Origin of the sequence: Roseateles paludis (genome assembly GCF_039872745.1) — a bacterium.
GTDB classification, from domain to species: Bacteria; Pseudomonadota; Gammaproteobacteria; order Burkholderiales; family Burkholderiaceae_C; genus Pelomonas; species Pelomonas paludis.
Genome location: NZ_JBDPZD010000003.1, coordinates 491,923 through 505,601, shown reverse-complemented (window position 1 = coordinate 505,601; position 13,679 = coordinate 491,923). Strand labels below are relative to the sequence as shown.

Sequence of the window (13,679 nt, the reverse complement as noted above, 5' to 3'; positions counted from 1 at the left end):
GCCCTGCCCGGCTCAAACGCCGCCGACGAAGTAGCGCTTGAGCCCCGCCAGCACCATCTCGACCGCGATGGCCGTGAGCACCAGGCCCATCAGCTTCTCCAGCGCGGTGACGACCGAGTCTCCGAGCAACTTGCGGATCCGGTCGGCCAGCAGCAGCACCGTGCCCGAGACCAGCATGGCCACCGACAGCGCCCCAATCCACTCGCCAATGCGGTCGGGCTGGCGCGAGGCCAGCAGCAGCACGGTGGCCATGGCCGAGGGGCCGGCCAGCAGCGGCACGGCCAGCGGGAAGATGACCGGCTCGCGGCCCTCTTCCAGGCCATAGGCCGAGTCACCGCCGCCGCCAAAGATCATGCGCATGGCAATGATCATCAAGATCACGCCGCCCGCCACTTCGAGCGAGCGCTCGGACAGGTGCATCACCCGCAGGAAGCCTTCGCCCAAGAACATGAAGGCCAGCAGCACCCCAAAGGCGATGCCCACCTCACGCAGCGCCACCCGCGTGCGCCGTTCGGGCGGCACGGCCCGCATCAGCGGGATGAAGATGGGCAGGCTGCCGAACGGGTCCAGCACCAACAGCAACAGGATGAGCGCCGAGAGGAAGCTATGGTCCATGGCGGGCCATTGTCACTGGCATAGTTGTGCTTTTCATCACCTGTGGAGACTGACATGGCCAAGGGCGAACAGCGCAGCAACAAGATGACCAAGAAGCCCAAGAAAGATGCCGACACCGGCAGCAGCAAGGCCGCCGGCTCCGACCGGCCGGTGGCGCCCATGACCGCCGTCATGCCCAAGGGCAAGGAAGCCAAGAAGCTGAAGTAAGCCCGGCAGCGTCAGAAGCGGTAGTGCGCCCGCGCGAAGTAGGACGCGCCGTTGAGCCCGAACTGCACGCTGTCGTAGAGGAAGCCGTTGTCGGTCTCCAGGTCGTTCTGGCGCGTGGGCTTGACGTTGAAGACGTTGTTGCCGCCCACCGTCAGGCGCAGGGCCGGCGTGGCCTGCCACGAGACGCTCATGTCGGCCGAGGTCTTGGGCTTGTAGTAGGCATTGGGCTCGCCGCCGGCGGTGCCGGTGAAGGTACCCAGGGTCTGGCTGCCGAAGTGAATCAGCTTCACATCGCCTGACCACACGCCCTGGCTGTACTCGAAGCCGAGCGTGGCCTTGGCGCGCGGGCCGCCTTGTTCGATGAACAGGCGCTCGCGCTCGGACAGCAGCACGTCCTCATAGCCCTTCAGCATCGCGGGGGCGTTCACGCCGGTGACCGTGGTGCGGCTGAGGTTGAGAGCCAGGAAGGTGTTCAGCTTGCCTGCGCCCATGCTGCTGCGGTGCGCGGCCGTCAGGTCCAGCCCCTGGGTGCGCGTGTCCACCGAGTTGACGAAGAACTGCGCCTGGCCCACGCCCAGGCTCTGCAGGATGGCGCCGAGCGCCGGGTAGTTGCTGTCGTCAAAGCGGCCGGACAGGACGATGCGGTCCTTGATCCGGATCTGATACAGGTCCAGCGTGGTCTCGAAGCTGCGGCTGGGCTTCCAGGTGAAGCCGAGCGTGAAGTTGCGCGACTTCTCCTGCTTCAACGCGGGCACGCCGGCGGCCTGGGTGATCTTGCTGCCATTGGGGGCCAGCACCACGTCCAGCGGCTGCTGGTTGATGAAGTCGGTGAAGGTGGACGAGAAGTAGAGCTGCTGCAGGCTGGGCGCGCGGAAGCCCGTGCTGGCCGCCCCGCGCAGCAGCAGCCCCGGCGCGGCCTTGAAGCTGGCGGCCAGCTTGCCGGTGGTGGTGCGGCCGAAGTCGCTGTAGTGCTCGGCGCGCAGCGCGGCATCCAGCGTCAGGGCCGAGGTGGGCGTCACTTCCCAGTCGGCATAGAGCGCCTGGCTGCGGCGGCTGCGGCGGGTTTCGTCGCTGGGCTGGAAGCCCGGGAAGCCCTGGCTGCCCGCGTTACCGCCAAAGCCCACGCCATCGGCGTCGATGTAGGAGCCCGGCTCGCCGGCCGTGATGCTGTAGCGCTCCTGGCGCGCCTCGGCGCCGAAGGCGATGTTGCTGCCGCCCAGCAGCTCGGGGAAGAAGCGGCTGACGTCCAGATTGGTGGTGGCCTGCTTGAAGGCAAAGCCCCCAGCATCGAAGCTGCTGGCGCTCACGCCCTTGCCACCGGCCAGCAGGTCCTTGTAGGCGATGGACGCGTTCAGTGTGTGCGCGATGGTGTAGCGCATGCGGTTGCTGCCATAGGTCTGCGAAGCGTCCACATCCCAGCCGGCCAGCACGCTGCGCGCGCCGACGATGAGGTAGCGGTCAGCCACGTCGCCATTGATGAAGGGCGCAAAGCCGTCGGGGTACATCGCGGCGGAGTTGCGGGTGGGGATGTCGGACGAACCGTCACGCGCCCAGGCCACGGACGAGGCATCGCGGTCCTGCGCACCCGCGACGAAGTACGCCTTGGCGTCGCTGGAGAGCGGGAACTCGCCGTTCAGATAGAGCGTCTTGTTCTTGACGGCCGTGTCGCCGATGACGCGAGGCGCAAAGTCGGCGCCGCCCCGGTTGGAGCGGCCACGGTCCTGCCACTCGCCGGTGATGCCAAGCATGCCGCCCGCCAGCGAAACGCCGCAGTAGGCACTGGCCAGGTAGTTCTTGCCGTCGCCGGCCGAGTACTGCCCGAAGCCGGTCACGGCCTCGCAGCCGGCGCGCTTCTTGAGCTGGATGTTGATGACGCCGGCAATGGCGTCAGAGCCGTACTGGGCGGCCGCGCCGTCACGCAGGACCTGCACGGTGTCGATGGCCAGCAGCGGCAGGGAGTTCATGTCGGTGCCGGTGGCGCCGCGGTTGCGCGCGCCAAACAGGTTGACCAAGGCCACGGTGTGGCGGCGTTTGCCGTTGACGAGCACCAGGGTCTGGTCCGAGCCCAGGCCGCGCAAGGCCGCCGAGTCGATCAGGTCGGCACCATCGGCGCCAGTCTGGCGGGTGGAGTTGAAGGAGGGCGACAGGTATTGCAGCGTCTGAGCCAGGTCGAACTGGCCGCCGGACTCGGTGCTGCGGCTCATGTCATAGAGGTCCACGGGCACGACGGTGTCAGTGCTGGACGCGGCGGTGAGGGTCTTGCGGGTGCCCACGATGGTCACGCGCTCCACGCTTTGCACGGGGTCGGCCGCTTGCGCAGCCTGGGCAGCGCCCAGCAGGGCCACGGCGGACATCAGGGCATGGAACTTGGGGGACATGGAACTCTCTCCTTGAAGGGAACTGACGAAGCGGAATGACGTCAGTGTGAGAGAGCAAGGTCCGCGCCGCTGTTGCGTGAGACCTCATCCCAACCATTGAAACAATCGATACGCGCGGCCCGCCGCGCAGGGGGTTTCAGCCCCTGGGATGGTGCATCTTGTGCACGGCCTTGAGGCGCTCGCGGGCGATGTGGGTGTAGATCTGCGTGGTTGACAGGTCGGCATGGCCCAGCAGCAGTTGCACCACGCGCAGGTCGGCACCGTGGTTGAGCAAGTGCGTGGCAAAGGCGTGCCGCAAAGTGTGCGGCGACAGCGGCGCGGTGATGCCGGCCTGCAGCGCGTAGCGCTTGATCAGGATCCAGAACATCTGGCGCGTCATGGCCGCGCCGCGCGCGGTGACGAAGAAGTCCGCGCTGCCCTGCCCTTGCAGGATGGCCGGGCGCGCATCGGCCAGGTAGCGCTCTAACCACTCGCTCGCATGCTCGCCAAAGGGCACCAGGCGCTCCTTGGCGCCCTTGCCGGTGACGCGCAGCACGCCCTCCTTCAGGCTCACGTGCACGCTGCGCAAGCCCACCAGCTCCGACACGCGCAGGCCCGAGGCATAGAGCAGCTCCAGCATCGCGCGGTCCCGGAGGCCGAGGGGGGTGTCCACGTCCGGCGCGCGCAGCAGCGCCTCCACCTGAGCCTCGGTGATGAGCTTGGGGACGCGCAGCGGCTGGCGCGCGGGCGTGAGCTTGAGCGTGGGGTCGGCCTGGATGCGGCCCTCGCGCAGCGCCCAGCGGAAGTAGCGCTTGAAGGCCGACAGCCGCCGGTTGGCGCTGGTGGCCTTGCCGGCCGCGTGCGTCACGGCGTAGGCCAGCAGGTCGGTCTCGGTGCAGGCGTCAAGCGGGCGCGGCTGGATGGAGGCCAGCAGGCCGGCCAGGTCGCGCCGGTAGGCGGCCTGGCTGTTGGTGCTCAGGCCGTCTTCCAGCCAGAGCGACTCGATGAAGGCCTCCAGCCCGGGATCGCTGCTCGGCTTAGTCGAGCTTGAGCTTTTGGGTGGCGACGACTTTCTTGTAGACATCGAACTCCGCCGCGATCTGGGCCGTGAACTGTTCGGGCGTGTTGGCCACGATGATGGACCCAGTTTCCTCGATGCGCTTCTTCACCTCGGGCAGGGCCAGGGTCTGGCGCACGGCGCTGTGGACCTTGTCCACCACCTCCTTGGGCAAGCCCTTGGGGCCCAGCACGCCATAGAAGGCCATGCGGTTCACGGGCTCCAGCCCCACCTCCTTGAAGGTGGGCACATTGGGCAGCACCGCCAGACGCGTGGGCGCGGCCACGACGATGGGCACCAGGCGCCCGTCCTTGATGAAAGGCAGCGCCGAAGGCAGGTTGTCGAAAATCATGTTGACCTGGCCGGCCACGGTGTCCGTCAGCGCCGGGCCTGCGCCGCGGTAGGGGATGTGCAGCACGAAGACGCCAGAGAGGCTCTTGTACAGCTCCATCTGCAGGTGGCCGATGCCGCCGGTGCCCGAGCTGGAGTAGCTGTATTTGCCGGGGTTCTTCTTGAGCTCGGCCACGAAGCCCGCGTAGTCGCGCGCCGGGAAGCTGGGATGCACGGCAATCACGTTCGGCGTGGCCGCCATGTTGATGATGGGCGTGAAGTCGGTCAGCGGGTTGTAGGGGATCTTGGGGTTGATGGCCGGGTTGGCCGCCGTGGTGGACACCGTGGCCACACCAAGGCTGTAGCCGTCGGGCGTGGCGCGCACGGTCTCGGTGGCACCCACCACGCCGCCGCCGCCCGCGCGGTTCTCAACCACCAGGGTCTGGCCCAGCGCCGCCTGGACGCGCTCGGCCAGCACGCGGGCAATGATGTCCGTCGTGCCGCCGGGGGCAAAAGGCACCACCAGCTTGACTGGCTTGTTGGGGTAAGGCTGGGCCTGAGCCAGCGGCAAGGCCAACAGGCCCGCCAGCGCGAAGACAAGACTGAAGGAACGGCGAGCGAGCATTTCAGGTCTCCAGGTGCAAGGTTTGAGCAAGCATCCTAGGGCCGCGTCATGCCGAGCGTCGTGCGCAGTTCCCCGTATCAGTCCACCGCCTGCCCCAGGAGCCCGGCGCGCAGCTTGGTATCGCTGGGCTTCTCGCCGAGGAAGACCTTCATGAAGGCGGTGTAGAAGTCCGCCCCCGGGATGGTGCTGCCCCAGACCTTGCCATTGATGGTGAGCACGGTGCCACGCTCAGGGAGGTAGTCGATGGTGATCAGGTCGCCCTTGCGCACCTTGCCCACCGAGGCGATCACGGTGGTGAACTGCTTCTGGCGTTCGGCCACGGCCAACTTTTCGGGCTCGGTGCAGTTGCGGCCCATGCCTTTGTCAACGGCCTTGACCAGCTCCATGGTCGAGGCCTCGATGAGGATGCGCATCTCGATGCGCTTGGGGCCGGGCGTGCGGTAGGCCTCGTCGGGCGTGTTGGCACGGCGGGTCAGGTAGAGCGCGGCCAGATAGCCCTTGAGCCAGGCCACCTGGCGCTTGCCCGTGCCATTGAGCACCAGGGGGCTGCCGCCCAGGGCCAGGGAGTCGGCAAAGGTCTGGCCTTCGTAGCGGGCGGCCTGGGCAGTGCCGAATGCAGCAGCGCTCACAGCAAGGATCAGATGGCGGCGGGAGAGGTTCACGGGCAGGATGGATCAACAGCAGGACGGCCCTGCAACGCGCCAAGGGCGCCGGGCGTGGACAGGGCCCAGCGCAAATGCTCGGCCACCAGGGGCGTGGCAGCCGGAAGTAAGGCCTCCAGCACCGGCCGCAGCTCGGGCGCGTGGCCGGCGTGCAGGGCATTGCCGGCCGCCACGGCCAGGTTGCGCTGCCAGCGCTGAAAGCCAATGCGCCGGATGGCCGAACCCTCGGTGCGGCGCAGGAATTCGGGTTCGGTCCAGTCCAGCAAGCTTTGCAGTGAGGCGCCCGCCAGACCCGGGCGCGCATCAAAGTCGGCCAGCACGGCCGCTTGCGCAAACTTGTTCCAGGGGCAGGCCAGTTGGCAGTCGTCGCAGCCGTAGATGCGGTTGCCCAGCAAGGGGCGCAGCTCCAGCGGTATGGGGCCGTCGTGCTCGATGGTTAGGTAGGAGATGCAGCGCCGCGCATCCACCCGGTAGGGCGCCACGATGGCCTGGGTGGGGCAGACGTCCAGGCAGGCGCTGCAACTGCCGCAGTGCGGCTCAATGGCGGGCGTGACGGGCAGCGGCAGGTCCACGAAAAGCTCGCCCAGAAAGAACATCGAGCCCGCATCGCGCGACAGCGCCAGGCTGTGCTTGCCGCGCCAGGCGAGGCCGGCGCGGCTGGCCAGCTCCACCTCCAGCACCGGGGCCGAATCGGTGAAGGCGCGGTAGCCAAAGGGGCCGATGCGCTGGGCCAACCGGTCCGCGAGCTGCTGCAGGCGCGCGCGCAGCACCTTGTGATAGTCCCGTCCCCGGGCGTAGACCGAGATCTGGCCTTGCGTGGGCTGCGCGAGGCGCTGCCATTCGATGGCTTGCCAGCCCTCGGGCGTGCCGAACGTGACGGAGGGCAGGTAGTCCATGCGGGCGGTGATGACGCGCAGCGTGCCCGGCACCAGCTCGGCCGGCCGAGCGCGCTTGAGGCCGTGGGCGGCCATGTAGTCCATGCTGCCGTGAAAGCCCGCGTCCAGCCAGGCGAGCAAGCCCGGCTCTGCGGTGCGGAGGTCGATGTCAGCCACGGCGATCTGTGAAAATCCAAGCTCACTGGCCCAGGCCCGCAGCTCACCCAGCAAAGCGCTGAAGTCGGGCGGGGCGTGGGGGTGCTTGGAAGATCGCTGGTCAGCGTCGGACATTCGGGAACTTAAGGACCGTGTTTGCCTGAAGAAATTGTAGAAATGCAGCTGCGCTGGGCCGACGAGGCCGCAGCAGCGCAGTGTGCCCGGCAACTCGCCCAGGCCCTGGGCGAGCACCCCGATGCCGTGATCGAGATGCACGGCCCGCTGGGCGCCGGCAAGACGACCTTCGTGCGCCACCTGCTGCGGGCTTTGGGCGTGGCCGGCCGCATCAAGAGCCCCAGCTATGCGGTGATGGAGCCCTACGCCCTCCCCTCGGGTGGCACCGCCAGCCACTTCGACTTCTACCGTTTCAACGACCCACGCGAGTGGGAAGACGCCGGCTTTCGCGACGTGTTCGCGGCGCCTGGCCTCAAGGTCTGCGAGTGGCCCGAGAAGGCCGCCGGTGTGCTGCCGCGTGCCGACCTGCAGCTCTTTCTGGACATCGCCGATGACGACAGCCGCAGCGTGCGGGCGCGCGGCAAGGCTGCGCTCGTGAGGGCCCTGGCATGACGATCAAGCGCCGGGACGGCCTCGGTCTGCTGGCCCTGCTGCTGCAAGCGCCGCACACGCTGGCGGCGGGCAGCCTCATCAACATCGTGGCGGTGCGCGTCTGGCCGGCCTTTGATTACACGCGCGTCACGCTCGAATCGGACAAACGCCTGGCGGCCAAGCACTTCCTGGTCGAAACGCCCGACCGCCTGGTGATCGACGTCGAAGGCCTGGAGCTCAACCCCAACCTGCGCGAGCTGCTGGGCAAGGTCCGCGCTGACGACCCCTTCATCGCCGGCGTGCGTGTGGGCCAGAACACGCCCACCGTCGTGCGCATCGTGCTCGACCTGAAGCAGCCCGTGGCGCCGCAGATCTTCTCGCTCGCGCCGGTCTCGCCCTACCAGCACCGCCTGGTGTTCGACCTCTACCCCAAGGTCGAGAACGACCCGGTTGCCGCCCTGGTGCGCGCCCGTGAGAAGTCGCTGCCTGCGGCAGCACCCGCTGCGGCATCGGCAGCCAGCCAGCCCAGCACGCCCGCCGACCAGGCCGCCCAAGCCATGAACGATGCGCTGGGAGAGCTGATCGGCAAGATCGAACGCCAGCAAGGCCCGGTGCCCTCGCCGTCTCCGTCTGCTGCGCGCCCTTCCCCGCCGGCACCTGCGGCGTCGGCCGACACGACGCCCTCGCTCGAATCCCTCAACAGCCTGATCGTCATCGCCCTCGACCCCGGCCATGGCGGCGAGGACCCTGGCGCCATCGGCCCCAGCGGCCTGCGCGAGAAGGACGTGGTGCTGGCCGTGGCCCGCAAGCTGCGCGACAAGCTCTCCACCAACGCCAACATCCGCGTGCTGATGACGCGCGACGACGACTTCTTCGTACCCCTTCACGAGCGCGTGCGCAAGGCGCGGCGCGTGCAGGCCGACCTGTTCGTCTCCATCCACGCAGACGCCTTTGTGACGCCGCAGGCACGCGGGGCCTCGGTCTTTGTGCTGTCCGACGGCGCAGCCACCAGCGCGGCCGCCCGCTGGCTGGCGGACAAGGAGAACGCCGCCGACCTGGTGGGCGGCGTGAACGTGGGCATCAAGGACAAGGACGCCGCCGTGCTGCGCGCCCTGCTCGACATGAGCACCACCGCCCAGATCAAGGACAGCCTCAAGCTCGGCAGCGAGGTGCTGGGCCAGATCGGCCGCGTGGGCCGGCTGCACAAGTCGCGTGTAGAGCAAGCCGGCTTTGCCGTGCTCAAGGCGCCGGACATCCCGAGCATCCTGGTGGAGACGGCCTTCATCTCCAACCCCGACGAGGAAGACCGCCTGCGCGACCCGGCCTACCAGGACCGCCTGGTCAACGCGTTGGCCACGGGCATTGCGCGCTACTTCGCCAAGAACCCGCCACTGCCCAGACGTCGCACGCCAACTGCTTGATCGGCGCCTGATCAGCGCTTGAACTTGGCTTTCAGCGCCCCGGCAATGATCACCAGGCCGGGGATCAAGATCATGGCCCAGATGATCTTGTCGAGATGGGTCTTGACCCAGGGCACGTTGCCGAACAGATAGCCGATGGTGACGATGCCCACCACCCAGAGCACGCCGCCCACCACGTCGAAGAAGGTGAACTTGCGGCGCGTCATTTGCGCAACGCCAGCCACAAAGGGCGCGAAGGTGCGCAGGAACGGCATGAAGCGCGCGGCCACGAGCGTGATGCCGCCGTAGCGCTCGTAAAAGTCATGCGCCTTCAGGAAGGCCGCCTTGTTGAAGAAACGCGATTGCTCCCACTTGAACACCCGGGGGCCGAAGTGCCGCCCCAGCGCGTAATTGCTCTGGTTCCCCGCGATGGCCGCCGCCGTGAGCAGGCTGATGGACAGCGTGTAGTCCATCAAGCCCACGCCGCACATCGCGCCGACGACGAAGAGCAGTGAGTCACCCGGCAGGAAGGGCATCACCACCACGCCGGTCTCGACAAAGATGATCAGGAACAACAGGGCGTAGACCCAGGTGCCATAGGCCTGCACGAAGGCGAACAGGTGCTTGTCGACGTGCAGGACAAAGTCCAGCAGCCAGGGGATGAACGAGGTAAACGCTTCCATGAGGGCGCGATTATGGGCAGGGATAATGACGGCCATGGATTCCCCCCAGCCCCTGGCCGCAGCATCTGCGGAGCCGTCCGAGCTTGAGCCGGCAGCGGCCGCAGTGCTCGGCGTTGAAGCGCGCGCGCGCCGGGCGATCCGCGAGCTGCCGGACGAACTCATCAGCCAGATCGCCGCCGGTGAGGTGGTCGAGCGCCCCGCCTCGGTGGTGCGCGAGCTAGTAGACAACGCCCTCGATGCCGGCGCCCGGCAGATCCAGGTCAAGCTGATGGCCGGCGGCGTGCGCAGCATCGTGGTCGAAGACGACGGCTGCGGCATCCCGGCCGAGCAACTGCCCCTGGCCCTCAAGCGCCACGCCACCAGCAAGATCGCCAGCCTGACCGATCTGGAGTCGGTGGCCACCATGGGCTTCCGGGGTGAGGCGCTGGCGGCCATCGCCTCGGTGTCCGAGATGCTGCTGGCCAGCCGCGCGGAAGGTGCGGCCCACGCCCACCGTATCGACGCCCGCAGTGGCGAGCTGCAAGCGGCGGCCCGTGCGCGCGGCACCAGCGTTGAGGTGCGCGAGCTGTTCTTCTCGACGCCCGCCCGCCGCAAGTTCTTGAAGACCGATGCCACCGAGCTGGCCCATTGCGTCGAGGCCGTGCGCCGCCATGCGTTGGCGCGCCCCGATGTGGGCTTTGCCATCTGGCACGAGGGCAAGCTCGTGGACCAATGGCGCGCCGCCTCCAGCGAGCAGCGGCTGTCCGATGTGCTGGGGGCTGACTTCATCACCGAGAGCCGCGCCTTCGAGCACAGTGCGGGCCCCTTGGCCGTGTCGGGCCGCGCCGGCCTGCCCGAGGCGGCACGCAGCCGGGCTGACATGCAGTACGTCTACGTCAACGGCCGCTATGTGCGCGACAAGCTGATCGCCCACGCCGTGCGCTCGGCCTACGAGGACGTGCTGCACGGCCAGCGCCAGCCCTGCTATGTGCTCTTCATCGAGATCGACCCCGAGCGGGTGGACGTGAACGTCCACCCGACCAAGATCGAGGTTCGTTTCCGCGATGGCCGCGAGGTGCACCAGCGCGTGCGCCATGCCTTTGTGGATGCGCTGGCCAGCTCCCGCAGCAGCGCTGCCGAGCCCGCGGTGACGGCGCCGCCCACCATGCAGGCCCAGGAGCCGCGCCCGAGCTACAGCGCCTGGGCAGCCCCCGCGCCGGCGTCGCCCCAGCAGGTGGGCCTGGCGTTGGAGCAGGTCCGCGCCCTTTACAGCCCCGCCGCGCCCGTGGCGGCGCCCGAGTCCGCCCCGAGCATCGCCGCCTTCGTGCCTCAGGCTACGGCCACGCCGCTGCCCGCCGGCGATTGGCCGCTGGGCCGCGCCATCGCGCAGATCCAGGGCGTCTACATCCTGGCCGAGAACGCCCAGGGCCTGGTCGTTGTGGACATGCATGCGGCGCATGAACGCGTGGTCTACGAGCGGCTGAAGGCGCGTCTCGCCGGCAGCGCGATTGAATGCCAGCCGCTGCTGATCCCGGTCAGCTTTGCAGCCACGGCCGAGGAAGTGGCGGCCGCCGAAAGCCATGCCGCCTCCCTGCTGCGCCTGGGGCTGGACGTGGCGCCGCTGTCCAGCCGGACCTTGGCCGTGCGCTCACGCCCGGCCTTGCTGGCGGCCGACGACCTCGTCGCCCTGACCCGCGAGCTGCTGGCCGAGCTGAGCCAGTTCGACGCCAGCCAGGCCATCGAGCGGGCGCAGCACGAGATCCTGGCCACCATGGCCTGCCATGGCGCGGTGCGCGCCAACCGCCAGCTGACGCTGGACGAGATGAACGCCCTGCTGCGCGACATGGAACAAACCGAACGCGCCGACCAATGCAACCACGGCCGCCCCACCTGGCGCCAGCTCAGCATGCGCGAGCTGGATGCCCTCTTTTTACGTGGACGATGACGCTCGCCCTGCCCCCACATCGTCTAACAAGAGGCTGAAGTCCCATGGCCCAGATCAAGCTCAAACCCAAGGCGCCCGGCGCCCCTACGCCCACCCGAGGTGACCGCACACCGGTGCGCGGCAAAGGCGTCAGCAAGCCTCGGCCGACCCTCGCGCAAGCCCAGGCCGAACGTGAGCAGCGCGCCGCTGAACGTGCGGCCCGCGCAGCCGAACGTTGGGGCCCGGCTGAGCCGCCGCCAGCACCACCCCGTGGGGCGGCACCCGGCCGACCTCCGACGCGTCCACCTGCCCCAGGGCAGTTCCGCCCCGATGCGCGCCCTAACAACCGCCCAGATAGCCGCCGTGGGCCCCAAGAGCCCATGGGCGCTGCGCCTCGCGCCCCCATGCGCACGCCGGCCCCGCCGCGCGGCCGCCCAGGGCCTTCCGCCCAGCCCTCCGAGCAAGGCGAGCGCCTGTCCAAGCGCCTGAGTGAACTCAAGCTCGCCTCACGCCGTGAGGCCGATGAATGGATCGAGGCGGGCTGGGTCAAGGTGGACGGAAAGATGGCCGTGCTGGGTCAGCGCGTCGGGCCCGACGCCTGCATCGAGATCGACCCCGCCGCACGCCAGCAGCAGGCCGAGCGCGTGACCATCCTGCTGAACAAGCCCATCGGCTATGTGTCCGGCCAGGCCGAGGACGGCTACGAACCCGCCGTGGTGCTGGTGACGCCCGAGAACCACTGGACGGGCGATCCGTCCAAGCTGCAGCCCCACCCGGGCCAGCGCCGTGGCCTGGCGCCTGCCGGGCGGCTCGACATCGACTCCACCGGCCTTTTGGTGCTGACCCAGGACGGCCGCATCGCCAAGGCCCTGATCGGCGACGACTCGGACGTCGAGAAGGAGTACCTGGTGCGGGTCGAGTACATCGGCCGCCCTGGCCAGCCGCCCGCCCCTGAGGGCCTGTTGCCCAGCCAACTGCTGGCGCCCGAGGACCTGGCCTTGCTCAACCATGGCCTGTGGCTGGATGACCAGCCGCTGCGGCCCGCACGGGTCAGCTGGCAGAACGAGCAGCAGTTGCGCGTTGTCCTCCGGGAGGGGCGCAAGCGGCAGATCCGCCGCATGTGTGAACAGGTCGGCCTGAAGGTGGTGGGCCTCAAGCGCGTGCGCATTGGCCGCATCCCGCTGGGTCAACTCCCCCTGGGCCAGTGGCGTTACCTGTCGCCCTGGGAATCTTTCTGAAGTAGCAGTACCCCGTCCATGAACCTCACTCCGATCTGCCTCGCTGGCCCCACGGGCTCTGGCAAGACCGCCGCCGCCCTGGCCATTGCCGAATTCGTGCCGCTGGAGATCATCAGCGTCGACTCCGCCCTCGTCTACCGGGGCATGGACATCGGCACCGCCAAGCCCAGCCGCGAAGAGCTGGCCAAGGTGCCGCACCACCTGATCGACATCCTGGACCCAAGCGAGAGCTACTCGGCCGCCGAGTTCGTCCGCCAGACCCAGACCCTGGTCAAGGAGATCCAGGCACGCGGGCGCCTGCCCTTGCTGGTGGGTGGCACCATGCTGTACTTCAAGGCCTTGTTCGTTGGCCTCTCGGCCATGCCCCAGGCCGACCCCGAGCTGCGCGCCGAGATCGACGCCGACGCGGCGGTGCGCGGTTGGCCCGCGCTGCACGCCGACCTCGCCAAGCTCGACCCCGTCACCGCCGCGCGCCTGGCGCCTGCTGACAGCCAACGCATCCAGCGCGCGCTGGAGGTCATCCGCCTCACCGGCCAGCCGATGAGCGCCCTGCACGCCGAGCGCAGCGAGGGCGTGGACTGGCCGCTCTTCAGCCTGGAGCCGCAAGACCGCGACTGGCTGCACCACCGCCTGGCGCTGCGATTCAAGCAGATGCTGGACCAGGGCTTTGTGACCGAGGTGCGCCGCCTGCGCGAGCGTGGCGACCTGAGCCTGCAGCTGCCCTCGATGCGCTGCGTCGGCTACCGCCAGATCTGGGAAGCGCTGGAGGACAAGCACCTCGGCGTCAAGGACGACGACCGCATCGCCGTCGAGGTCTACGAACGCGGCCTGGCCGCCACCCGCCAACTGGCCAAGCGCCAGATCACCTGGCTGCGCAGCATGCCCGAACGGCGCATCGTGCCCTGCGACGGCAAGCAGCCGGTGGCCGAGCTGCTGGCAGGCCTGCATCGACTGCTTGTGTAGGT

General features: G+C 68.7%; 13 protein-coding genes. 6 read left to right on the top strand and 7 right to left on the bottom strand.

From position 1 onward, the window contains the following. Positions 1-12 precede the first annotated feature (12 nt). Positions 13-615 carry a MarC family protein gene (locus ABDJ85_RS13535; protein ID WP_347705309.1) on the bottom strand — a complete coding sequence of 201 codons (603 nt, stop codon included), beginning with the start codon at positions 613-615 and terminating at the stop codon, positions 13-15. A gap of 54 nt (positions 616-669) precedes the next feature. Between ABDJ85_RS13535 and ABDJ85_RS13530 the strand changes: the two genes are divergently transcribed. Further along, a complete protein-coding gene (locus ABDJ85_RS13530) occupies positions 670-822 on the top strand; it encodes a hypothetical protein (RefSeq protein ID WP_347705308.1) in 153 nt (50 codons plus the stop codon). A gap of 11 nt (positions 823-833) precedes the next feature. On the opposite strand, the gene ABDJ85_RS13525 is transcribed toward ABDJ85_RS13530, so the two are convergent. The 5 genes from ABDJ85_RS13525 to queG all read right to left on the bottom strand — a co-directional run bounded on the left by ABDJ85_RS13525 (position 834) and on the right by queG (position 7,019). Beyond that, complete coding sequence (locus ABDJ85_RS13525; RefSeq protein WP_347705307.1) at positions 834-3,200, bottom strand: TonB-dependent receptor plug domain-containing protein; 2,367 nt, start codon at positions 3,198-3,200, stop codon at positions 834-836. A 136-nt stretch (positions 3,201-3,336) separates the two neighbouring features. Next, complete coding sequence (gene xerD, locus ABDJ85_RS13520; RefSeq protein ID WP_347705306.1) at positions 3,337-4,263, bottom strand: site-specific tyrosine recombinase XerD; 927 nt, start codon at positions 4,261-4,263, stop codon at positions 3,337-3,339. Beyond that, positions 4,217-5,191: a tripartite tricarboxylate transporter substrate binding protein BugE gene (locus tag ABDJ85_RS13515; protein ID WP_347705305.1), complete on the bottom strand. Its 975-nt coding sequence runs from the start codon at positions 5,189-5,191 to the stop codon at positions 4,217-4,219. Before ABDJ85_RS13515 ends, xerD begins: the two co-directional genes overlap by 47 nt. A gap of 77 nt (positions 5,192-5,268) precedes the next feature. After that, positions 5,269-5,853 (bottom strand): chalcone isomerase family protein, encoded by a 585-nt coding sequence (locus ABDJ85_RS13510; protein WP_347705304.1) that lies wholly within the window; start codon positions 5,851-5,853, stop codon positions 5,269-5,271. Beyond that, the gene (gene queG / locus ABDJ85_RS13505) at positions 5,850-7,019 is read right to left on the bottom strand and encodes a tRNA epoxyqueuosine(34) reductase QueG (RefSeq protein WP_347705303.1); all 1,170 of its coding nucleotides are present in this window, start codon (positions 7,017-7,019) and stop codon (positions 5,850-5,852) included. The genes ABDJ85_RS13510 and queG overlap by 4 nt, the downstream gene beginning before the upstream one ends. A gap of 42 nt (positions 7,020-7,061) precedes the next feature. Here queG and tsaE point away from each other — a divergent pair, with 42 nt between their 5' ends. Next, the gene (gene tsaE, locus ABDJ85_RS13500) at positions 7,062-7,511 is read left to right on the top strand and encodes a tRNA (adenosine(37)-N6)-threonylcarbamoyltransferase complex ATPase subunit type 1 TsaE (RefSeq protein WP_347705302.1); all 450 of its coding nucleotides are present in this window, start codon (positions 7,062-7,064) and stop codon (positions 7,509-7,511) included. Further along, the gene (locus ABDJ85_RS13495) at positions 7,508-8,911 is read left to right on the top strand and encodes an N-acetylmuramoyl-L-alanine amidase (RefSeq protein ID WP_430765544.1); all 1,404 of its coding nucleotides are present in this window, start codon (positions 7,508-7,510) and stop codon (positions 8,909-8,911) included. The genes tsaE and ABDJ85_RS13495 overlap by 4 nt, the downstream gene beginning before the upstream one ends. 11 nt (positions 8,912-8,922) lie before the next feature. Here ABDJ85_RS13495 and ABDJ85_RS13490 read toward each other — a convergent pair whose 3' ends face one another. Further along, on the bottom strand, positions 8,923-9,573 hold the full coding sequence (locus ABDJ85_RS13490) for a VTT domain-containing protein (RefSeq protein WP_347705301.1): 651 nt from the start codon (positions 9,571-9,573) through the stop codon (positions 8,923-8,925). A gap of 34 nt (positions 9,574-9,607) precedes the next feature. Between ABDJ85_RS13490 and mutL the strand changes: the two genes are divergently transcribed. The 3 genes from mutL (at position 9,608) to miaA (ending at position 13,677) form a co-directional block, all read left to right on the top strand. Then, a complete protein-coding gene (mutL, locus tag ABDJ85_RS13485) occupies positions 9,608-11,497 on the top strand; it encodes a DNA mismatch repair endonuclease MutL (RefSeq protein WP_347705300.1) in 1,890 nt (629 codons plus the stop codon). 383 nt (positions 11,498-11,880) lie between these two features. After that, positions 11,881-12,714, top strand: coding sequence for a pseudouridine synthase (locus tag ABDJ85_RS13480; protein WP_347705299.1), 834 nt, complete (start codon positions 11,881-11,883; stop codon positions 12,712-12,714). 18 nt (positions 12,715-12,732) lie between these two features. Beyond that, positions 12,733-13,677 carry a tRNA (adenosine(37)-N6)-dimethylallyltransferase MiaA gene (gene miaA, locus ABDJ85_RS13475; protein WP_347705298.1) on the top strand — a complete coding sequence of 315 codons (945 nt, stop codon included), beginning with the start codon at positions 12,733-12,735 and terminating at the stop codon, positions 13,675-13,677. Positions 13,678-13,679 lie beyond the last annotated feature (2 nt).